Origin of the sequence: Alicyclobacillus macrosporangiidus CPP55 (assembly GCF_000702485.1) — a bacterium.
GTDB lineage: Bacteria > Bacillota > Bacilli > Alicyclobacillales > Alicyclobacillaceae > Alicyclobacillus_H > Alicyclobacillus_H macrosporangiidus_B.
Map to the genome: position 1 here is coordinate 3,159,310 of NZ_JNIL01000001.1, position 21,815 is coordinate 3,181,124.

Annotated in this window: 20 protein-coding genes; 17 read left to right on the forward strand and 3 right to left on the reverse strand. The window is 56.7% G+C overall.

The genetic code is table 11. The annotated features are described in order from the left end of the window. The first annotated feature begins 78 nt into the window (after window positions 1-78). The 5 genes from N687_RS0115700 to N687_RS0115720 all read left to right on the forward strand — a co-directional run bounded on the left by N687_RS0115700 (window position 79) and on the right by N687_RS0115720 (window position 5,394). A complete protein-coding gene (locus tag N687_RS0115700) occupies window positions 79-1,185 on the forward strand; it encodes a 5-methyltetrahydropteroyltriglutamate--homocysteine S-methyltransferase (protein WP_029422760.1) in 1,107 nt (368 codons plus the stop codon). 2 nt (window positions 1,186-1,187) lie between these two features. Beyond that, complete coding sequence (locus tag N687_RS0115705) at window positions 1,188-2,540, forward strand: amino acid permease (RefSeq protein WP_051663629.1); 1,353 nt, start codon at window positions 1,188-1,190, stop codon at window positions 2,538-2,540. 67 nt (window positions 2,541-2,607) lie between these two features. Then, on the forward strand, window positions 2,608-3,717 hold the full coding sequence (locus N687_RS0115710; protein WP_051663331.1) for an MGDG synthase family glycosyltransferase: 1,110 nt from the start codon (window positions 2,608-2,610) through the stop codon (window positions 3,715-3,717). After that, window positions 3,717-4,376, forward strand: coding sequence for a TVP38/TMEM64 family protein (locus tag N687_RS0115715; protein ID WP_029422763.1), 660 nt, complete (start codon window positions 3,717-3,719; stop codon window positions 4,374-4,376). Before N687_RS0115710 ends, N687_RS0115715 begins: the two co-directional genes overlap by 1 nt. A gap of 109 nt (window positions 4,377-4,485) precedes the next feature. Next, window positions 4,486-5,394 carry a hypothetical protein gene (locus tag N687_RS0115720; RefSeq protein ID WP_156040179.1) on the forward strand — a complete coding sequence of 303 codons (909 nt, stop codon included), beginning with the start codon at window positions 4,486-4,488 and terminating at the stop codon, window positions 5,392-5,394. Window positions 5,395-5,672: 278 nt separating this feature from the next. On the opposite strand, the gene N687_RS21375 is transcribed toward N687_RS0115720, so the two are convergent. Further along, window positions 5,673-6,749 carry a multicopper oxidase family protein gene (locus N687_RS21375; RefSeq protein ID WP_035462407.1) on the reverse strand — a complete coding sequence of 359 codons (1,077 nt, stop codon included), beginning with the start codon at window positions 6,747-6,749 and terminating at the stop codon, window positions 5,673-5,675. A 333-nt stretch (window positions 6,750-7,082) separates the two neighbouring features. Here N687_RS21375 and N687_RS0115730 point away from each other — a divergent pair, with 333 nt between their 5' ends. The 8 genes from N687_RS0115730 (at window position 7,083) to N687_RS22430 (ending at window position 14,342) form a co-directional block, all read left to right on the forward strand. Continuing rightward, complete coding sequence (locus tag N687_RS0115730) at window positions 7,083-7,508, forward strand: hypothetical protein (protein ID WP_156040180.1); 426 nt, start codon at window positions 7,083-7,085, stop codon at window positions 7,506-7,508. 102 nt (window positions 7,509-7,610) lie between these two features. Further along, on the forward strand, window positions 7,611-10,895 hold the full coding sequence (locus N687_RS0115735) for a helicase-related protein (protein WP_029422767.1): 3,285 nt from the start codon (window positions 7,611-7,613) through the stop codon (window positions 10,893-10,895). A gap of 86 nt (window positions 10,896-10,981) precedes the next feature. Continuing rightward, complete coding sequence (locus tag N687_RS0115740) at window positions 10,982-11,314, forward strand: hypothetical protein (RefSeq protein ID WP_029422768.1); 333 nt, start codon at window positions 10,982-10,984, stop codon at window positions 11,312-11,314. Further along, window positions 11,311-11,862: a hypothetical protein gene (locus N687_RS0115745; RefSeq protein WP_029422769.1), complete on the forward strand. Its 552-nt coding sequence runs from the start codon at window positions 11,311-11,313 to the stop codon at window positions 11,860-11,862. The genes N687_RS0115740 and N687_RS0115745 overlap by 4 nt, the downstream gene beginning before the upstream one ends. Beyond that, window positions 11,831-12,568: a hypothetical protein gene (locus tag N687_RS0115750; RefSeq protein ID WP_029422770.1), complete on the forward strand. Its 738-nt coding sequence runs from the start codon at window positions 11,831-11,833 to the stop codon at window positions 12,566-12,568. The genes N687_RS0115745 and N687_RS0115750 overlap by 32 nt, the downstream gene beginning before the upstream one ends. 29 nt (window positions 12,569-12,597) lie before the next feature. Continuing rightward, the gene (locus N687_RS0115755; protein ID WP_029422771.1) at window positions 12,598-13,164 is read left to right on the forward strand and encodes a hypothetical protein; all 567 of its coding nucleotides are present in this window, start codon (window positions 12,598-12,600) and stop codon (window positions 13,162-13,164) included. A 72-nt stretch (window positions 13,165-13,236) separates the two neighbouring features. Continuing rightward, window positions 13,237-13,527 (forward strand): Mov34/MPN/PAD-1 family protein, encoded by a 291-nt coding sequence (locus N687_RS0115760; protein ID WP_035462409.1) that lies wholly within the window; start codon window positions 13,237-13,239, stop codon window positions 13,525-13,527. Next, window positions 13,524-14,342: a ThiF family adenylyltransferase gene (locus N687_RS22430; protein WP_029422773.1), complete on the forward strand. Its 819-nt coding sequence runs from the start codon at window positions 13,524-13,526 to the stop codon at window positions 14,340-14,342. The genes N687_RS0115760 and N687_RS22430 overlap by 4 nt, the downstream gene beginning before the upstream one ends. Before the next feature lie 360 nt (window positions 14,343-14,702). Here N687_RS22430 and N687_RS0115770 read toward each other — a convergent pair whose 3' ends face one another. After that, on the reverse strand, window positions 14,703-15,689 hold the full coding sequence (locus N687_RS0115770) for a hypothetical protein (RefSeq protein ID WP_029422774.1): 987 nt from the start codon (window positions 15,687-15,689) through the stop codon (window positions 14,703-14,705). A gap of 194 nt (window positions 15,690-15,883) precedes the next feature. On the opposite strand from N687_RS0115770, the gene N687_RS24035 reads away from it, so the two are divergent. Continuing rightward, window positions 15,884-16,276, forward strand: coding sequence for a hypothetical protein (locus tag N687_RS24035; protein ID WP_156040181.1), 393 nt, complete (start codon window positions 15,884-15,886; stop codon window positions 16,274-16,276). Between the two features lie 603 nt (window positions 16,277-16,879). Here N687_RS24035 and N687_RS24040 read toward each other — a convergent pair. After that, on the reverse strand, window positions 16,880-17,362 hold the full coding sequence (locus N687_RS24040) for a hypothetical protein (protein WP_156040182.1): 483 nt from the start codon (window positions 17,360-17,362) through the stop codon (window positions 16,880-16,882). A gap of 638 nt (window positions 17,363-18,000) precedes the next feature. Here N687_RS24040 and N687_RS25575 point away from each other — a divergent pair. The 3 genes from N687_RS25575 to N687_RS23340 all read left to right on the forward strand — a co-directional run bounded on the left by N687_RS25575 (window position 18,001) and on the right by N687_RS23340 (window position 21,712). Beyond that, window positions 18,001-18,351, forward strand: a complete 351-nt coding sequence (locus N687_RS25575) for a winged helix-turn-helix domain-containing protein (protein WP_197029299.1) — start codon at window positions 18,001-18,003, stop codon at window positions 18,349-18,351. Window positions 18,352-19,362: 1,011 nt separating this feature from the next. Continuing rightward, window positions 19,363-20,205: a tyrosine-type recombinase/integrase gene (locus N687_RS0115785; RefSeq protein WP_029422777.1), complete on the forward strand. Its 843-nt coding sequence runs from the start codon at window positions 19,363-19,365 to the stop codon at window positions 20,203-20,205. A gap of 913 nt (window positions 20,206-21,118) precedes the next feature. Then, window positions 21,119-21,712: a nucleotidyltransferase domain-containing protein gene (locus tag N687_RS23340; RefSeq protein ID WP_081841469.1), complete on the forward strand. Its 594-nt coding sequence runs from the start codon at window positions 21,119-21,121 to the stop codon at window positions 21,710-21,712. The last annotated feature ends 103 nt before the right edge of the window (window positions 21,713-21,815 follow it).

The window sequence follows — 21,815 nt, forward strand, 5'->3', positions numbered from 1 at the left end:
CCTTTAGGGCTGGGGAGAACGTCAAGCTATAATAGGCGTTGAGGAAAGGACCGAGATGAGTTCAGAGGAGGACAGCACATGGCACAGCTTGGGGACAGGCCCCCGTTCCGGGCCGACCACGTGGGCAGCTTGTTGCGCCCCGCCCGCCTGAAGGAAGCCCGTCGGGCACGGGAGGCCGGGCGCCTTCCGGCGGAGGAGTTGGCCCGCGTTGAAGACGAGGAGATCCGGCGCGTCGTCCGCCAGCAGCGGGACATCGGGCTGCGGGCGGTGACGGATGGAGAGTTCCGGCGCGCCTGGTGGCATTTCGACTTTCTCGAACACCTCGACGGGGTCGAGGGGTACGAGGCGGACCAAGGGATCCAATTTCACCAGGTGCAGACGAAGGCGCGCGGCATCCGCGTCTCCGGCAAGCTCGGCTTCACCGATCACCCGATGCTGGCGCACTTTCGATATCTCCAGTCGGTCGCCGGCGACAGCACGGCGAAGATGACGATTCCGAGCCCGAGCATGCTCCATTTTCGGGGTCAGATCGATCCGGCGGTGTATCCGGACCCGGACGAGTTTTTCGCCGATCTCGCGGCCGCGTATCAAAAGGCCATTCGGACGTTCTACGAAGCGGGCTGCCGGTATCTGCAGCTGGACGACACCTCGTGGGCGTACCTGTGTTCAGAGGAACAGCGTGCCCAGATCCGGGCCAAGGGTTGGGACCCGGACGTGCTGGCCCAGCGCTACGCCCGCACCATCCAAGAGGCGGTGGCCGGGCGGCCGGATGACCTCACCCTGACGATGCACATCTGCCGGGGCAATTTCCGCTCGACCTGGATCGCATCGGGCGGGTACGAGCCGGTGGCGGAGGTGTTGTTCACCCAGCTGCCCATCGACGGGTTCTTCCTCGAGTACGACAGCGATCGCGCGGGCGGGTTCGAGCCGCTGCGGTTTGTCGAGCGGCCGGACCTCAAGATCGTCCTCGGCCTGGTGACTTCGAAGTTCGGGGAGCTGGAGAAGGCAGACGACCTCAAACGCCGCATCGACGAGGCGACCCGTTTCGTGCCGCTCGAGCAACTGTGCCTCAGCCCACAGTGCGGCTTCGCCTCTACGGAAGAAGGGAACCTGCTCAGCGAGGATGAGCAGTGGCGCAAGCTGGAGCTGGTGGTCAACGTGGCCGGCAGCGTGTGGGGTTGGTGACGATGGACGACGCGCGGAATCATTCCCCGGCCCGTCCGGGGCAGGAGTTGGAGCGGCAACTGAAACCCCGCCATGTCATCATGATGGCCCTCGGCGGGGCCATCGGGGCGGGGCTGTTCCGGGGATCGGACACCTCCATCAGCCAGACGGGGCCGGGGGCGGTCTTCGCCTATCTGCTCGGCGGGATCATCCTGTTGATGGTGATGCAGGGTCTCGGCGAGATGGCGGCACGCAGGCCGGAGGCCAGAACGTTCCGCGATCTGGTGTCGCCGGTGCTCGGGCCGTTCGCGGGGCACTTTATCGGCTGGATGTACTGGCTCGACTGGGTGTTGGTGATGGCCGCCGAGACGGCCGCAGCTGCCGGGTTCTTATCGTACTGGTTCAACAGCGTGCCCATCTGGCTGCTCGCCCTCATCGTCTCGGTGGCGATGACCGTCATCAACATCTTCCAGGTGCGCGTGTACGGGGAGACGGAGTATTGGCTGGCCTTTATCAAGATCGCGGTGTTGGCCTTGTTCGTGATCTTCGGCCTGATCCTCCTGTTCACCGGTTTCGGCGGCCATCCGGGTCCCGGTTTTCACCACCTCACCGACCAGGGCGGCTGGTTCCCCCACGGCTGGCACGGCTTTTTGGCATCTCTGTTGGTGGTGATGTTCTCGTTCGGAGGGACGGAGATGATCGGCATGACGCTCGGCGAGACGGAGGACCCCGAGCGAACCATCCCGCGCGCGGCGCGCGGTGTCATCGTCCGCATCCTCCTGTTCTACGTCCTGCCCATCCTCGTCATCGTGAGCCTGGTGCCGTGGAACCAGTTGGGCAAGGGGGAGAGCCCGTTCGTCACGGTGTTCCAGTCGGTCGGCGTCCCGTATGTGCCCGACATCATGAACTTCGTCATGCTGACCGCCGTCCTGTCGGCGACCAACAGCGGCATGTATGCCGCCTCGCGCATGCTTTACAACCAGGCCCTGCGCGGGCAGGCGCCGCGATGGTTCGCACACCTGTCGGCACGAAACGTACCGGTGCGGGCGCTGCTCGCGAGCACCGTGTTCCTGTATGTCGGCGTGATCGTCGCGTTTTTTGCCAAGGGGCACACGTTCGACTACCTGATGACCATCCCGGGATACTCCGTGATCCTCGTCTGGATCACGCTCGCGTGGGCGTACTTGCGCAGTGACCGCGCGGGCGTGCCGACCCGCCCCGGCCTGCGCCTAGGGGCGGGGCTGGCCATCCTGGCGCTGGCGCTCATCTTCATCGGCGTGATCGCCACGACGCCGTTGTGGGGGACGGTCGTGGTGGTCCTGGTGGTGGTGGTGATCAGCCTGGGATACGTGGTGGCGCGCGGCGTGAACGGCTGAATAGTCTAGTTGCGCGGCCGGTCGGCATTTCCGTACACTGAGAGAGATGGAGCGGGAGGAGGATGGGATGACGAGGGTGATGTTGATGTCGGCCGGGTTCGGTGACGGCCACCGGCAGGTCGCCAACGCCCTCCGGGAGGCCTGCCTGGCGCGCGGGGCGGACGTGTACGAGCTGGACGCGTTCAAGCAGACCAACCGGGCGATGGCCGGCTTCAACGAGTGGATGTACCACACCATCACTCGCACCGCACCCTGGTTGTACGGATGGAGTTACGACTGGACGAAGCATTGGGGGCCGCGGGCGCCCCTGTGGGCGGGGTTGGCCCTGTTCTCCCGCCGCGCGTACCGGAAGATGCTCGCCGAGTACCGACCCGATCTCGTCTTGCAGCTGTTCCCCGATCACGGTCCGGCCATGGTCTCCTCAGCCGCCGCGGGACCGTGGCTGGGCGTCGTCCTGACCGATTTCAGCGTGCACGGCCACTGGTTTCACCGCGCCGCGGACGCGTACTTTGTCGCGCACGAGGCATTGACGGAAGGCGCGTCCCGGTTCGCCGGTTCCGCCCGCGTCCTTCCGTCGGGGATCCCGGTGCGCCGCCAGTTTCAACACCCGCAGCCGCGGCCGGCGGAGGCCGGGCAGGGGCCGTACGTTCTTCTGATGACCGGTGGGCGGGGCCTGTTTCCCGATCTGGCCGGCGTGATTGACACGGTGCTGACGGCCATGCCGGATCACCGGGTGGTGGTATTGTGCGGCCGGAACGAACGGATGCATCGCTGGGTGGCGGCGCGCGGGGAACCCCGGTTGATGGCGGTGGGGTTCACTGAGGGCGTTGCGCCGTGGCTGCAGCACGCCACCTTGGCCTTCGTCAAGGCGGGCGGCGTCACCGTCAGCGAGTGCCTGGCGAGCGGATGCCCGATGATCTTCTACAAGCCCCTGCCCGGCCAGGAGGCGGACAACGCGCGGTTCCTGCAGGCGATGGGCGCCGGCCTGGCCGTGGGCAACGTCCAAGCGTTGCGGTCAGCCCTGATCCGCCCCGATTTTCCCGGTGAGGTGAGACGGATGAAAGAGCGGTGCCGGCAGTTGGCGCGCCCGGGGGCGGCCGACGCCGTGGTGGAGGCAGCGCTCGCCGGCCTGGAGCGGGTGCGAGCCGCTCGATCGCACGGAAAGGACGTCGTCTGATGCTCGAAGGCAGCCGCTTCAAACCGACTTCGTGGACTTTCATCCTGTTCGCCGTCTCGGTGATCGGCGTCGGGGTGTACCTGTACCTCGACCGGCACGACGCGCTTTCGGACGTCATCCGATCCTGGGGCGCCATCGGCATCGTGTTGAGCATCCTCTTCATGGCGTTGGTCAGCATCACGCCGATGCCGTCCGACGCCCTTTTGGTGCTGTACATGAAGATGTATGGAGCATGGTGGGGCGTCCTGTACGGGTGGACAGGCGCGGTGCTCAGTTCGTTCGTGGTGTACGCCCTGGCGCGAAACCTCGGCAGACCGCTGTTCCAGTCACTCATCACACCGGCTCGGTTCGAGCAGGTGGACGCCTGGATCCGGCGTCACGGCGTATGGGGACTTTTGTTCGCGCGCCTGCTGCCCATCCCCGGGTTCGTGGTCAGCTACATCGTCGGGACCATGCCGTCCGTCCGGCTCTGGCCGTACGTGTGGACGGCGGCGGTGTCCGTCCTGCCGTACTTCGTCGGTGCGGCGCTGATCTTCCTCGGGGTGCTCGAGGGGTTCGTGTGGTGGGTTCTGATCGGCGTGATCGCCGTGGGCGTGTTTTGGGGCTTCGGGTACTGGTTGCGGCGGCGTGGCAACCGGGAGCAGATGCGCGGGGACTAATTGTTGACATTCCTCTCGGCGTGCGAGAAACTCTACGCAGGTTTTTGCTCTGGTGCGATGGAGTATCAGTCCGCGAGGACGCGGTTTCAGCATGTACGGGGGGATGAATTTGGCATACACGCCGAACATTTGGCTCATGAATGATCTGGAGCGCCGCATCGTGCAGGCGGCCAAACAATTTTCCGGGTACACCTTGCTGCTCAGGCCCACACGCAGGCATGTATTTGTGCGGAACTACCGATTGAACATGCAATTACCGGAGTTTTTCAAGCCGTGTTTCGGAGTCTTGGCGAAGCAGAACGATCCAGACAAAAAACCGTGCATGGTCATCGAAACGGAGTACATACCGCAGGCCCTTCATGATCTGTATAACCAGCACGGCATCCTGTGGGTGCGCATCTCGCAGGACAACAATGAGTACGTGTTGCAGTGTTCGCACGGCGGCACGACGATGGGAATTCGCGAACAAACGGGCAGCCTGTTCAAGCTCCTCGCGGCTCCATTGTCCTGGCACGAGCGCAACGTGAGTTTTGCACAGGGCTCCTTCGTGCACAGCCACAGTGAACGGGTTTTGAGGGAATCCATTCAAGTTCTGAGTCCAAGCTATCGTATTGAGGTTCATCATCAGGTTCCGGTGTCCTGGGTGCTCGGCTACAAGCCGGACTTGAGCCCAGAAGAGCGGCGGCTGTTGGGGCACGAAATTGATGCGGTCATCACGCAATCGTTCGAGGCGGATCCGGACTGTGCGGTGATTCTGCCCGTTAAGCTGGATATCTATGATTCCCATCGTGAGGATGGCGAGGTTGCGGAGAAGGACCAGGCGGTTCGCAACCTGTGCAGCCGTTACCAAGTGCCACTGCTGACCATCAGTCCGGGGGGCTCGGGTGGTTTTGAGTTCGATTGTCCCGTGCTCGGTTTGCCCAAGGGTTACGCAGAAAACCAGGAGCCGAACGAGTGGGCCGCTGCTCTGTCCCCGTTCCTGGGCCGCGCCATCCAGTGGGCCAATCGAGGATTTTGACCTTGTCTGCAGACGGCCGGGCGGGGATTACCGACGGTCGGCAGGTCGGCGGAGCGCTTGCGGGCCGGGCGTGGTGCGGCCCTGCCGGTGCTGTTCGCCACCCTCTCGGTACTCTATCTGGTTTTGCGCCTGGCAGGATAGGCGGTAGAGCGTCGGGCCGGCCCTTCGGGGCCGGCACTGCGTACAGGTGGATTGAAACGCAGGGCGGGACGGTCGCGGAGTCGCGGCGGGGCGCCGTGGGGGGGTCGCTGCGCCCCACCTGCCGTGCCCTGCTTCGGTCAGGATTTGTTCGACACGTCGAACAGCGTGATCATCCCGCTCATGTCGGCTCCGCTCGTCACGTGTGGCAGGATGTGGCAGTGGAACAGCCACTTGCCCGGCTGGTTCATTTGGAACGACAGGTCATACGTGGTCCCGGGCGCGGTATCGATGGTGTCCATCGTGATGGGCGCCGGCAGCGGATAGCCGTCCTGGCCGATCTCCTGGAAGTGCATCCCATGCACGTGCATCGGATGGTTCATGTCGCCGATGTTGATGAGGTGCACCAGAACCTTGTCACCGACTTTCGCGGGCAACGCCGGGGTGGCCGGGAACGACAGCCCATTGATGGTGTACCCGAACTGGGACGAGTCGTTGAGCATCAGTGTGTACTCCTCCTGGTAACCTGGATGCACCTGCTTCCAGCCGGTTCCTTTCGGTTCGACGATGAACGGCCCGAAGGCACCCATCGCTTCTTCTTTCATCATATTGTTCATCGGATGGCTGTGGTACATGTAGGCGCCGGGCGGCACGTTGACCGTGAAGGAGTACGTCCACGTCTGGCCCGGTTTGATGTCCCGCTGCGTCAGGCCGCCTACGCCGTCCTGGTCGTATGGGACGTCCAAACCGTGCCAGTGCACCGAAGTGGCCTCCGGCAGCTTATTGGTGACCTGAATCATAACCTTGTCGCCCTGGTTGACCTTGATTTCCGGTCCGGGCACCGTGCCGTTGAACGCCCACGCTTCGACCTGCTTGACGTTGGGCTGGGTCTGCCAGTACACCGGCTCGATGGTCAGGTGGAACACCTTGTAGCCGTTCTTCATGGTGTACGGGAGCAAGCGCAGCCCGTCCGCCTGTTTCGGCTCACCCTGGCTGCCCGTCCCGAGCGGGGCGATGTCATACTGGGCATCGGCCGCGGCGGTCGATCCGTCGGCCTGCGGCGATCCATCCATGTTCATCCCGGTCATGGCCTGGCCACTCGTCGGCGCCGTGCTCACCTGTGGCGCAATGCTGCACCCCGCGATGGCACCCGTCAACCCTGCCGCGCTGGAGGCTACGACGACCCACGTCCATCCCGTAAACCGTTTCCTGTTCATGTTCCTCTCCCCCCTTATGCTCCCCAGAGAAGGCGGAATGTCGTCCGCCGTCTTCGCTTCCAAGCGTACTGCCGCCGTAGGGGGATACGGCAGAGTGAAACGGACCCATTTGCCTCCTTCGATCGGACCTGTGCACATTCACAATGCGACGCCATCCAGTGCGCCGATATCCATACCCATGTGAGGGAGTGACGCGTCCTCCGAGGGGACTAGTCTGATTGGACCGTTCCGACGTGCCGCGAGAGAAATCTTCGGAGCGCCAAAGAGATGTCTGATGCCGATCACCGGGCCAAGAATGAGCTTTTGGCCTACGGCAAGGACGAGGCTCTCCCGATGCCATACCTTGACGAACCCGACGGCCGGCGTTGGACGGTGCCCGTTGCAGAGAACATCGACACGCAAATTCTGTTCCGGGGATACATCCTCGATGACGCAGAACTGCGGCTCGATCTCGCACAGTCCGAAGCATTCAAGGTGGCGGCCAACATGCTCATGCCCATCGACACAGGTTCAACGCTGCGCCGCCCACTCTTGCCGTTTCGGCGCACGCACATGGCCACGCTCATCGCGGCCGGCGCGCTCAATGGCGCGGTCGGTGTAGGCGAGAACAGGCACATGGTCGTCGGCATGACGCGGAAAATCGTTGAGCGCGAAGTGGTGGTAAACGACGACGGGTCGGAGACCATCATCGACACCGAATCCTACGTGACCGCGGTGCGGACCATCCAGCCGGACGGGACGATTTTGGACTTGCAGTGACCACGCGACCTGCATAAATCACCACGCAAAGGAGGCGAAAGCCCCGGTGCATCACGAAACCGGGGCCGAAGCCGCGGACGTGGTGCATGCTGGGCGCATGGCGTGAAGACACTCGTTTACAGCGACGACAAGCATTACGTCGAGGCGGCGGTGCACTTCATCGTGACCCGCCGGAACTTTCAACGCAACGGTGACGATCTCGTCGCTGCAGGCCTCATTGACCTGGATAGTGCGACCCGAGCCATTGTGGCGCACGCGATTAAGGGAAGCCGGCTGCGTTTGAAGCGGAATCGGTTGAGCTTTGATTCCGACAACATCTTCACAGACAAGCACGGATATCGGTTCGTGACGCGGCCCATCGGCAAGCTCACGCACGCGATCATCCTGCACAAGTCGGCAGTTGATGAGCAGTTAGAACCTGGGCAATTCCGCATCATTATCGTTCCAGACGGGGGCGACATCGCGGACCTGTTCACACGTCGTTTTGCCAGTGACTTCAATCTCCCGTATGTCGCGGAGTGGAAAGACGTCATCTGGCTGGCGTGCAACAGGCGCAACTTCGTGCAGCAGCTCTCGGTTTGGACCGACCCTGACGTGCCGGACTGGAAGCACGTGCAGGCCTTTGAAGTCTCGCCGAACCTGACGGAGGAAGCGGCCAAGAATTTGTTGAGCGACTTGCTTCGCTCTGGTTCGATTCAGCTCCCGGAAGGTTTGACGGATGCGCCAGCCCTGGGGGAAGTGCTGCAACGGGACGAAGATGGCGGGTACCACGTGATTGACTATCTCCAGACGTACGCGCCTCATCTCGCCACGACCATCGAGGAGATGGCCACGCCAGCGCACGACCTGGACCGTCCGATCAATCCTGCGATTGCGCAGATGGCACGGTTTCCGTTCCCGGCCCAAGCGCACACTGTCCAGGCGATCCTCAATGGTCTGGATCAAAGCAAAGGCGTGATTGCCTCGTCTGACATGGGGACGGGTAAGTCGATCATCAGTCTCGCGGTGGCAAACGCTCTGGCGAAGCGCTCTAAGACCGGATTCGCGGTACTGCTTCTGGTCCCTGGAATAACAATCCCCAAGTGGATTCGGGACGAGATCGGCAAGACGCTCCCGGGCACCCCGGTCACGGTGTTAGAGTCCTGGAAGGATGTCGTGCGTTACCGGGATAAACGGATTGGCAACGGTAAAAAACCGTTGGAATTCGTGTTGTTGTCCCGTGACACGGCCAAGCTCGGCATGCCAAAGGTGCCAGCGCTCATCTACAAGGAGCGTGTCGTAGTGGCACACCGGCCCGAGACCAAGGACGAGACGAACCGGAAGACCGTATTGGTTGCCCACGGCGGCGCGGTCAAATACATGCCGGGCACGCCGGATGCTGCAATCACCGTGTTTGCGCTTGAGGACGTGTGGATCTGCCCTGAATGCCACGGCATTCAGAAGAAGACCACGCAGACCGCTTGGAAAGAGGCCAAGAAACACGACTGCGTGGAGGACCCGCTGGCGGAACTGAAACTCGGCTTCTCCGACCTTGCCACAGGGGTGGAAGAGTACACCGCGGTTGGCATAGGTGGAACGGAACGCCGCAGAACGCGTTACGTGTTCAAAAAGTCCATCACGGAATACCACTGCACAGAGTGTGGCGCGAACCTGATGCGCGACGCGGTGCCCGAGCGAGAACCCGTCAGCGGGCTCAAACACCGTCGTCTGCAACCGGCATGGTTCATCCAACGATACCTGCGCGGATACTTCGACCTGGTGATCGTGGATGAGCTGCACCAGTACAAAAGCAACTCGGGCCAGGGTGAGGCGATGGGTGCGATTGTCGGCGCAAGCCGGCGCGTTCTGGGCCTCACGGGCACGCTCAGCGACGGCAAGGCCTCAAGCCTGTACCATCTGCTGTGGCGCATCTGCCCGACCGAGATGAAAGCGGATGGCCTGGACCACCGTGCGCTCAACAAATTCGTGCACCTGTACGGCACGCTGGAGCAGCGCGGGCGGTATGCGGCGGACGAAGTAACTGAAGCCGGCGGTACCACGTCCAGAAAGGTCATCCTCAATCCGCCAAAGGAAATCCCGGGTCTTTCGCCCAAGTTGTTCGTCAATCACTTGGCGGACAAGACGGTGTTTCTGGAACTGGGCGACATGGGCCTGCCATTGGTGGAATTGGAGGAACGACCGATCTTCGTGGACATGGACGACGAACACGCCGTGGCGTACCGGTCCTTCCATAACGCCCTCGAAGGCGTCATGCGCCAGCAATATGCGATCGGCAACCAACACGCCTTCGCGAAATTCATCCCGTCCGTGGTAAATGCGGCGAACCAGCCGCATATGCCGCAAGAAGTGTGGGTGGGGGATGAGTCCGTGAGTTTCTTCCCGCCGTATGGTCCGGACGAACTGACCGCGAAAGAACGGCGTCTGCTGGAGGACATCCAGGCGGAACTGGCGCAAAACCGCCGCTGTGTTGTGTACGTTCGGTACAGCGGGGAAGTCCAGCAGGACCGGCGTATTGCCGATGTGCTCAAGCAACATGGCATACGCGCCCAAGTCTTGCAGGCGACCGTCTCACCGGAGGATCGCGTTGAGTGGCTGGAGGAAGCAGTGAAAAAGGGAACGCAGGTTGTGGTCTGCAATGCCAAGCTGGTAGAAGTGGGCCTTGACCTGCTCGATTTCCCGACGCTGATGTTCTACCAGTTCACCGACGAGATCGCGACCATGCGGCAAGCTGCCCGCAGGGCCTGGCGGATTGGCCAACACCGCACCTGCAAGGTGTTCTACTACGTTTACAACGGCTCGTACGAGATGGTGCAGTTCAAGCGCATGCTGCAAAAACGCAGCCACGCGATGCTCTTGGAAGGCCGTCTCGACAAGTCCGAAGTCGCGAAGTTCATCGAGCAGGACGACAAATCGGCCTCCACCTACGCCATTGCCAACTGCCTCGGGAACGTGGAGGACTTGGCCCAGAAGTGGAAGACGCTCGCGGACAAGGACATTCCAAGCGGGGTCATCCTGCTGGCCGAAGAGCGCTTCAAGCGCGAGATTCAGCAGGCGATGCGTCGACTGGCGTCAGAGACACGGCGCTTGGCAGGTGTGCCTGAACCGGAGGAGACCATCCAGCCGGTGCCGGCCGCACAAACGCCGCGGCCTGTTCAACCTGCGCCGGCCGATGCGGAAGTCATCGCACTGCCATTGTTCGCGGTCGCTCAAGGGGTTCAAGACGTCCAGGGAGCGCACCGCAAGCCTGTCGCCAAGGCAACCGTGGCCCAGGATGCGACACCGCTCACCTACGGCGAGTGGAGGAAGCATATGGGTATGGTCGAGAAGGCGAAGCGGGTGAAGAAGCAGTCTGTAGCGGACAACCAGATCATGTTGTTCGCCCTCTAACTAATCCTTTGCACACACCCGAGTCACGCGGGGATAAATTCGCCCATCCCCCGTGACATCGGGGATGGGCAAAGGAGTGAAACCTCTTGAAACGCCACATCACGCTGCACTGGGACCAGTTTGTGGCGGACGTTAAAGAGCTGCCACAACCATCCCAGGAGTACACCAACCTCATTCAAGCCGCTGAAGAGTTCTTGCGACACATGATTGACGAGGACCTCTCGGCGGAATACATCCTCAATCTCACGGATGACACCTTGGCGGTCGCCTGGGAGATCCTCCACCACGATGACTACGGAGACCCGCTGCGGGATATGGCGCAGCTGCATCTGGACGACTCCGCTTGGAACTATCTGCTCTCGGAGTGCCTCAGATTGCCGTCCATACCAGACCCGTCGGTCGGGGAGGCCTTTATATGATCCTCGACGACGAGCTGAGAGAGCATCTGGCCGAAGGTCTGTTGCACCTCGACTTTCTCCGACAGTTCCTTCGCAGAACAGGCTTCACTGAGGAGATCGACAACCTCGGCTGGCCGTATGGGATGGACATGAACGGCCCGGGAGACCAGATCTACGACGCCCAACTGGAGATTATGCTGCGTCTTCTCGCTCCGGGTCTCACAAGCCAAGTTATCTTCACATCCGGAGACGACGAAATGTGGGCCCATTGCCACTGGCTTGAGGGCGATGTGCCTGATGAGGAAGTCGTGTACGACATCGGTTGCGTGATCATCATCAAGGGTCAAGATCCGCAACAGGTCGCCGAGTGGCGGCACTGGATCTGGTGGATGGCACAGCGCAAACTCCAGTCGTTCATCGGCGTGCACGACACCATCGAGGAACCGCACTTTGTGTGGGTGCTACCTGAAGCGATCACCGACGAAATCATGGCCGCTTGGGACGTGATCCTAAGTGCCTGGGAGGTGAAGCAATTTTATGAACACCGTAAGCTTCCACACGAAAGGTAAGGAGGCCGCCGACGCTCTGATTCTCAAACTCGAACCGGACAAGCTTCCGGAACTCGAGATTAGGGCAAACGGCGTCACTCACTACAAAACGGTAGGGTGGCACCAGCTGCTTACCCTGTTGGATCGGTCCATGGTGGTTGAGCAACTCAAGGTGGCCGACTTGCGAGTCACCAAACTGCCACGTTTGCCGGATCGGACACTCATGGTTGACATCGCGGAGTGCTCCCGCTGGACAGATGTCATCCTCACGGGATACGTGCCCGCGACCGAGTATCCGATGGTGTATCAGGGCGCTTCGTATCTGGTGCACATCCCGACGATAGTCTACCGGGCCCGCTGGACCTTGCAGGCAAAAAGGCTTATCGGTCTGTCGATTGCCGTCACGACCGATTCCGTGGTCACGGAGATTTCTCCGTTGTACCGCTGGCCGTACTCGAACGTGTTTGATGACGGCCGCGTGTGCTGGACGCACGACACTGTGTGCGAGCTGCACGAAGTCGTGAACAGGGGTGTGTTCGGATTCATCAGTACGCCCAACAATCGCGACCTATTCGGCGTGGGAACCAGCCAGAACTCGCCCTACAGGGAGTACGCCGCATTTTTAGAAGCCGTCCAAGCTCACGGGGGCATCCCCCACGAATGGCTCATCCCGCTCGGGAGAACTGTCGCTGAATTTCACAACGCCTACCGGGCCCAACGGTACTAAACCATCCAACCCAAAAGGAGACATGGACCATGAACACGAACATCCAGCAAACCACGATTTTCGACCTTCTGCCGGAGGACGAGCGCAAGGACCTGATTCCGCAGGTGCAGGAGCCGGAGAAATCTGTGAAGAAGCCGACAACGCGTACCACGCCTGCCAAGGCCACAGCAAAACCGGCTGAGGAACCGGAACCAGACGAGTACGCGATTGATCGTGTGGTGTACTACGCGGGTCACCGGCTCGAAGTACCCAGCCGGACAATGAAACTGGAGGACGTACGGGCCTGGCTTGAGCAGACCTTTCCGGAGCTCATTAAAGAGCGCACAGAGATGGTCTACGACAAGGACACGGGCCACATCGTGCCCGTACTCAAGGGCCACAAGAAGGGGGCGGTGATTACGGTGTATACCGAGCCGCCCGCCCCTCCGGTGCCCCCGGTGTACCACTTGCTCGACAGGGATGGCCGTGTTTACGAGGTTCGGCAAACACAAGTAGGCATATTCGCTGCACCCGTGTACGGAAGCACAGGCCTGCGTGCGCCGCTACACCTGTTCGTACCGAAAATTCCTGTCTGGTGTCTGAGCGAGATTGTCTAACGCTTTCAGTCCGATCCGGACATTGAGCATCTGGCGTACATCGTGTACGACACCGACACGGGATACGATGTGGTGTGGCCTGAGCAAACGGCCTCAGCAGTCACCGTACGAGGCGAGGGCTTCATGGAAACTGAACACCGTTTCGTGGTCGCTCACATCCACTCGCACGGCCGGCTACCCGCCTACTGGTCGGCCACAGACGACGAGGACGAGGTACGAACGGGGCTGTATGGGGTAGTTGGAAGAGCGGATCGGGAGAGGCCCACACTTGCCTTCCGGTATTCATGCGGCGGCAAGTTCGTCAAGCTGGAGGCCTCGGCCGTCTTCGACGGTCCCATTACTGCGGTGGTGACCCCCGTATGAGCGTGGTAAAACCTGTTCGCGTCGTGGACCCGGAACGTACACGACTGATCCTTGTGGGAGTAGGCGGCACGGGCGGCTACGTGTTACAGCAGGTCACCCGCCTGCTCTACTCGCTCAAGGAGCAGAGTCGCAAGGTGCCGGGAGTGCTGCTGATAGACGGGGATGTGGTGGAGGAGAAAAATCTCCTCCGCCAATACTTCCTCCCGCAGGACATTGGCCGCAAGAAGGCCAGTGTGTTGGCGGAGCGGTACTCAAGGGCCTACGGCCTCGACATCGCGGCCTATCCGGAGTATCTGACTCGGGAGACAAACCTTCAAAGAATCGGCGTCGCAGATGGGACAATTGTGGTGGGCGCTGTAGACAACGGTAGCACCCGCCGCATCCTGCACGAGCAGCTGCATTGTCTCAACCACGTTGTGTACATCGACAGCGGCAACAGCGCCGTCACCGTGCCGGATGATCCCGGGCATGTCGACCGATACCAGCTGGCGAAGATCAAGGATTCTGGCTGGGAAGGCCAGGTGGTTGTCGGGGTACGCATTAGTGGCGAAGACGTGCTTCCGTTCCCGGGGGAGGTGTTCCCCGATCTCATCGAGGAGGACCGATTGCCAACGGAAGTCTCGTGCGGCGAAGTTGCCGTGTCCAACCCGCAGCGCCTGATGACCAACCTCATGGCCGCGACAACGGTGCTCATGTATCTGCACACGCTACTGGTGGACGGCACTTTGTTGCATCATCGGACGTTCTTTGAGGCGCGACGGGGGTGGATGAGGAGTGAATCAGCGCTGGACCAGCTCCTGGAGGTGTCCCTTTAAACAAGTCTCATACATCTTCGACCATGCGGGGCGATATACAACCTTACCACATCGCAATGGGGGAGCGGCCGAAAGGGGAGATTGTTGTCTTTCTAAACAAGAGATAATGAACCTGTGCTGGGCACACATCATGCGATTACAGGCATTGCATACGCAACCGCAGGAATAAACCGGTACGTCCAATTAACAGAACTGCTTTCAACGATCCGGAATCTGAGATTGTCTCAGGATCCCTGCCCACGATGGACACCCTTACACTCGTAACCCACGAAGCCAACAGTCCCGCTGGCAGCGGTCCATTCCAGAGGTACCATGACCGTAGGAAGACCGCGAGATTAACTCGCGGTCTTCCGTAAATAGTTAATATAGATTTGAGTAGGGTTGGAAAGTTTCGAGGTGGTTCAAGAACGGGAAACTGGAACAATTGAATCCGGCATTCAAAAAGTATGGATCGTGATAGTAACTCACCACGGGTTTCGTGGGGTTTCCGTAGTTGTCTATCTGCGGCTGGCCATTACAATAAATATTTGGTTTGCCGGTTTTGTCCCCCACGTTCATAGCTTCGTTCACACAGAACTCTCCGTCTTGATAAAACCAGAGATTCGCCGGATCGGAATAGTAGTCGAAACCCGCGGCGATCGAGTTCGCACAATCAGAGTTGTTCCATGGGAAGTGCGCACCGAGGTCGTTGTTATCCGACTTATTGCATGATACATGCTGTTGCCAGTCGAGAATTTTCATGTGGCCGTCAATACCCGGGCTTATATCATATCCCGGTGGGTAATTGGTAAATGCGGGGCCGGACGGAGATGAGGCACTGTTGATTGCCGGAGCCGTAGTGCCCATGTCCATGTTCTTGGACATATTGCTGATAGCTTGCTGTTCGGTGTTGGCCACAGTAAGTACGACCTTATTCTGACCCGGCTTAATTGTTACGGTCTGATGATAAACATCGCTTCCCCGCCACGTGATCTTCGCGTCATAAGTGCCGGGGGTTACATTGATACTGAATGTCCCGTCGACGCCAATAGTGGCTGTCTGATTTCCGATTGTAACTTGTGCACCGTAGAGTGGCCTTACTGCGCTCAGTGTATCTTTGTGTAGATTCCGTTCAACCTTTTTCAAGACATCTGCAGAAGGGTTAGCCTTTTTCGCCAACTCAATGCACAAATTGGCAAATGCATTGAAATCCGCCTCATTGTCAAAGTCTATCTCTTGTTGAGCGGAGCCACTCACAGTAGCCGGCTGGTTGGCCGCGGCAAAGGCCGTCGCCGTGCAGTAGACCGGAAGGCCAACACCGGTGAACAATGCAGTCGCTACAAAGGCGAGAGCAGTACGCTTAGCCACTGGATATCACCCTTTCTAAAGTTTCAAATTTTTTATTGCTATTGGGGCAACAACGACTAGAAATTTCACCACCTCCTGTGCATATAATACAGAGAACATGATATATGTGATCTTACAATATAGTAATTTTGTACCTTTCAGATTAGTAAGCTACTCTAAGTATGTGGGATTTCGAGAATAGAGGGTGAGGTAGGATGAAGAGAACTGTAATTTCATTAACTTTTTTGGTATGTTTGCTTGTCAGCGGTTGTATGGGATCAGGCCCAAGCCACGATGAGATTCAAATCGGCACTTCCGAAAACCAGGAGATCGGTTATATCCGTAACCCCGGATCAAGATTCCCGGCCAATCAACCTCTGATAGTACAGGTCGTTACACCAATGGCCAAGACAGTTCATAATCTTGAACTGATCATCCGGCAAGATGATACGCGCAAAATAATGATGGACGAGAAGTGGCAAGAATCCTATGGAGGTGGAGGACGAACTTTCTACCAGGTTGGTCTTGGATGGCCAAAGGGTCAATACACGTTGGAGTTCTATCGGGACAACAAACTGCAAACAAGCGCGAAACTCACATTGTACTAGGCTATTACTAATGAAAGAGGAGATAATCTTAACTTACTCAAGTTTTGCATCTCCTGTCGCGGCCGTGAGCCGTGTTTTTACAGGGATTTCAGGCAACACAAAAGAAAAACATCCTCGGTTCTCTGGTAGGCTAAGGTTAGCCAATCAACTAGTCCGCTGGAAAGCGAGGATGCTTCCTACATGGTAGGTGATACCAAGATCAAGTCCGTTCTACAGTAGTAGGGTTTTGTCATGACTTCCGTATTGGAAAACTGCTCCACCCATCCGTTCACTTGAGCTGTTCCAATTTTTGATCACTCTCGTGTATCATCGCGGAGTCTCAAATGGCGATTGCAACATCTGACGTCTGGCGCAATGGGCATGGACACGGTTTACTGAAGTCACTCGGCGTCGATTCCCCTACTGCTCAGTGCAGAGTGGTGCGCCGCTTCTCCAGTTTGACGTCAGGTGGATGTGTTCATCATGATCACTCCCTATTCAGCCGTAGCTGCAGTAAAAAAGTAGAGCTGCTGGTCAGGGTTGATGACCACGTCTCAAACAAGTTAGTTCGACGTTTTCCGCGTGTCGTCCACATGTGCGATTTGAAACAAGGGTGGAGAAGGTCTAATGGACTCCTAGAATCGACATTACTTCTGTGAGCGTGGAACGGTTTTTGTCGAGCGCGGAGCTGATAGCCTCAGGATTATGTGACTGAATGGCATCTTGTAGGGAATCATAGGTACTGTGAGCTTCCTCGGCGAATTGGGAACCCTTGCTTGCTGTTAATTTGGGCAGAATATAAGCATGGAATTGATCATGCAATTGATTGGCAACTTTTATAGCGCCTGAGTAATCTCCATGTGAAACGTCTGCCTGCACTGTTTCCAACCCAAAAAATTGCTCATCAAAGATCCGTTTTAATTCGGAAGAGTCCCCACTAGTGGTTCCTGAATTATTCGCACCTGACATGCCGGGCATATCTGACATATCTGCAATGGCCTCATTCGTCGTGGAATTAGCTGATACATGAGTTGCCGAACCAGTGGCGCAACCTACTGCTGCCACTGCGCAGATCATCAAGACCGAAATCAATGCCTCTCGTTTCATCTAACATGCCTCCTTTTGAACTTCCTCCACATAGTGTCAATCCATATCCAAATTCCTGTAATGCTGAGAGTTAACATGCATATTGCTGCCAAATCCGTAAGCCAAACTATCTTGGTGTTCCCCAGGGAACCTGAATGAACTGAGAAGATCAACTCTTGCAATTTAAACTCCGTCGATGTAGAGTAGCCAATTAACGATTTATGGTTCAACAGCAGTCCCGTCACTGACATCAACATAATTAGTAAGGCTCCAATCAACCCCATTGTCATGTGAACTGTCCTCAATGCCCAGCGAAAGGAAATTGCTTTTCCTCGTTTAACCAGTATTGCTGGTCCTAATCGCCTGAATGATCCTGTCGGTTCACTATGCATTATCACTCCCCCCTCAGGGATTGCTACAAGTAATCTACCACTTCTGTAGTACTCAGTAACTTTCACTTTTGTAAGAATAAAAAATAATGTAATTCGCACATATGTCATGGGAATATGTTATTATAAGTCCAAAACAATACAAACAAACCTTAATTATTTGGCAGCTAGATTATTTACGCAGGGCCATAGGGGCGCAGGTTGTGGGTCTGGGGGCGTCTCACATGGCTTCTTTTTGTTGCGAAATGAAGGGATAGGAGGATGTTCGGTATGAACAGGATTGTTCTAGGGAACAACTCATATCTGAATCTATCCAACGACACCCTTATTATCGGCCAATCCGAGATCCCCTTATCTCGCATACAAGTTCATATCGTTGAACACCTCGCTGCAAACCTTGGAAAGCCAGTATCAAGTGAGACCTTAATACGTGCCATTTGGGGACCAAGAGTAGATGCATTTTCATTTAAGAATAATTTGTACGTTGAAGTTCACCGACTGCGTGAGCGTATCAAACGCTATAGCCGACGTTCGGAGGTTCTCATAGCAGTCCGAGGTTACGGTTATATGATTCAGCCAATAAATGATGTGATAGATACACACTGCCAAGACATCTCTTAACTCTCGGCATTAACAATCGTTCTTGCGATCAACAGACCTTCAGTGAAGACTGCAATCTTGGGATTACGTGGAATACTTTTAGGGGAACCGATCAGCCGGCCGGGGTACTGTCGCCCGGGCCTGCTTTTTTAATTTAAGCCTTGTACATCATCGTCCGCACACGTTCATTACAGATACATCCATCCGGGTACAGGGCGTCACGGATTTTGCGCAGACTTCCGCTGTGGATGTTCCATCGTAAAGAACTTTTAACCGAAGACACCCGTGTATTTCGGGCTCCAAGACGAACGAGGACGTCGCGGCACTGAGGGACAAGTGGCCCTGTGAGTGTCAGGCGATATCGGCCTGGCGTCTCAATGCGGAAATGGCTGTGCGTCTCAATGTATCCGCGCACGAAGTCTACAGTGGCAAGGAAGGAATTATCCACAGTATAAAACCGTTCTAAACCGGTAACGAGATACGTGTCATACAGGCGCACATACAAGGTGGGCTTGTGCTTGTTTGACGGGTAGACTTGTATATACTGGGCGAAGGACTGAAGCACTCGGATCTGTTCCGTGTCTCGCGTTGCAAGGCGCACATGAAAACGTCGTCCATCATGCACCACCTTGGCACGGTAGGCAAGAACCCCGAGCAAGTAATCGGGCATTGGACATTCGTGTACAGAGACATATGTCTTGAGGAAGGCTTCCACGAAATTATTGAACGTACCATACTTATCGATCAATTGGTCAACAGATGGGTAAGACGTTCCGCGTGCCGCTGAATGGTAATCACGTTTACTCGGAAACCGCTGATTATTATATTGGTCACTTGTTCCATCAATATATATTCTGGATCAAATGGGTTCACGTCTCAGGCTCCTAAGTGGAAGGTATATCTCTAGTGTACAGACAAACCATTGTGTTGGACACGCCATCTTTATGCCATCACTTGAATTTCGCACAACTTGACTTGAGCGACAAAATACAACATGATGAACACAGTGAAACCGCAAAAGAGGGATTCATAATGAGCGAAAACTTTGTCGCACAACTCAATGCATTCTTTTCATACCTTCGAGATAAGGGAAAGAGCGAGAACACCGTGAGGAACTACACGAGGACGTTGATGGAGTTCGATCGTTGGTTGAACGAGAACGGCGGAGAGTTCGACCGTCTGACGAGACTCGACGTTCAACAGTTCATTAACCACTTACGGGAGAACGGAAATGTACCAACAACAGTAAAGAATAAGTTCGCATGTCTCTGCACCTATGCTCATTATATCAAGCGAAGCGACATCGTAGAGGACATCCGAGTCCCAGATGTTAGGCCAGTCCACAACATCGCTCCGAAGTCACTGGAGCGGAACGAGCGGAATCGTCTCCTCCGTGAAGTGGAACGAGACGGCAACCTCCGTGACATCGCCATGACGTACATGCTTCTGATGACTGGACTTCGAGTGTCCGAACTCGTTGCCCTCGATAGGGATGACGTGACCATGTCCGAACGTTCCGGTTCCGTCCTCGTTCGCAACGGCAAGGGAAACGTTAGCAGGAAGGTTCCAATGTTTGCCGAGGTTCGACTACACCTTCGACGGTATCTGGAGCAGAGAAAGGACAGCGAACCAGCGTTGTTCTTGTCGAATCGAGGACAGCGAATCTCCGTTCGAGCCGTACAGCACACACTCGCGAAGTATGGTGTCCATCCCCATGAACTACGCCATACCTTTGTCCGTGAACTCGTCTCAAAGGGAATCGATATCTCGACCGTCGCTGAACTCGCCGGGCATCGCGACATCAACGTCACGCGGCGCTATTCCATGCCGACAGAGAGTGAACTCGAACGAGCGATTGAACGAGCATTCTCCTAATTAAAGCTGGCGACCTTTTCCGCTGGCTAGTTTGTTGGCTGGATTGAACGCGGATTCCCGGCAATTGGGACAGGTCTCGATCCACGAAAGTACGCCGGCCACAGCCTGCGGGCGGGTCTTGCGACTTCTGCCGCGATGGCCGGAGCTGCGGAACGCGTAATTATGGCACAGACAGGACACAAGAGTGCGCTCATGGTCCGCAGATATATTCGAGATGGCAATCTCTTTAGGGATAACGCAGCTGCGTACGTGGGGTTGTGATGCTGTGGAATTACAAAACAAATGTACCCTGTGACAAAACAGTAGTATCCTGTTACAAAACAAATGTATTCTGGGTGCACCACCAGACGGAACTGTTATTTGCGGAGAGACAACTTTCGTGGGCTTCAACTTGAAAGAAGACGTGGCACGGGGTAACGCAAGGGGAATGCATAACCATGCATTTTCATTGTGTTACCCTTATGTCAGTAATGGGCAGGTTAGTCTGAGAATTGGATAGGATGCATTATCCATGTAGGTGGGGGAGGATTTGACATGGATTCTGACCGTTACAATCCTTATGAAGATCCATCGCTTATCCAGACACAATCGTCCGAGGAACCCATATTGTCTGACCGAGAACCGTTCAATGACGTGTCGAGGCATTTTGATATCATAAATGGTTATCAGCGTAATAAAATCCTCTCGCATTATCCCCGTAGGGCTCGTCCGTGGATTCGTGTAGGTGCGGTCGTCGTTTTATTGTTAATTGCACTAACATTCGTTCTTCGATTTGTGCACCTATAGTCAAATGTGTTTGTCAGCTAAAGGGGGCATAAATCGAAGAACGACGGGACGCTGAGTGTTGCATTTTTATACTCCTAATATTGGCATCCCTTCCGTCGCTATCGGGCAGGATAGCAGGATATGACTTATGACTGTAGTGCATTCAGAACAGCTGGATTCTGTCGCGGATGTAATGGACAAATTCCAATACCCCTGGCTAATTGGTGGTGGTTGGGCTATTGATCTTGCATTGGGTAAGGTTACTCGCGAACATGAGGATGTAGATATCTGCGTATTCAGGGAACATACACAGGCTGTACTAGACCATTTCTCGGACTGGGATGTCAAGGTTGCGGTCCCTGGCGAACACCGTCTTGAAGTGTGCAGACATGTTCAGGATACATTACCACCCCGATTTGGATTGCACATACGCAAAGGTCATCAATTCATCGAAGTTCTCTTGACCGATAAGACTGCCGACGAGGTGACAGTGATATTCCGCAGAGACCCATCTATCCGTATGCCTTTAAGTGAATTCGTTAGAGTGGATAACCGTGGACGTAAATATGTTGCTCGAGAGTGGCAATTGTTGTTTAAATCGAAAGAAGGCAGGGACAAAGATCATCGCGACTTTCAAACTTACGCTCCTCATTGTACCGAGTCTCAACGATATTGGCTCCTATCGGCGTTAAAAAAACATAATCCACGGTCCGAGTGGATTTCACTGTTGGAAGGGTATTGACACTCCTTATTGAACCAACGGGGGCTAGAGTCCCATAAGTGACCACGGTACTACGTGCATGAATATACATCTGTAATACGCAAAAAATTCCGTCTGCGTCATT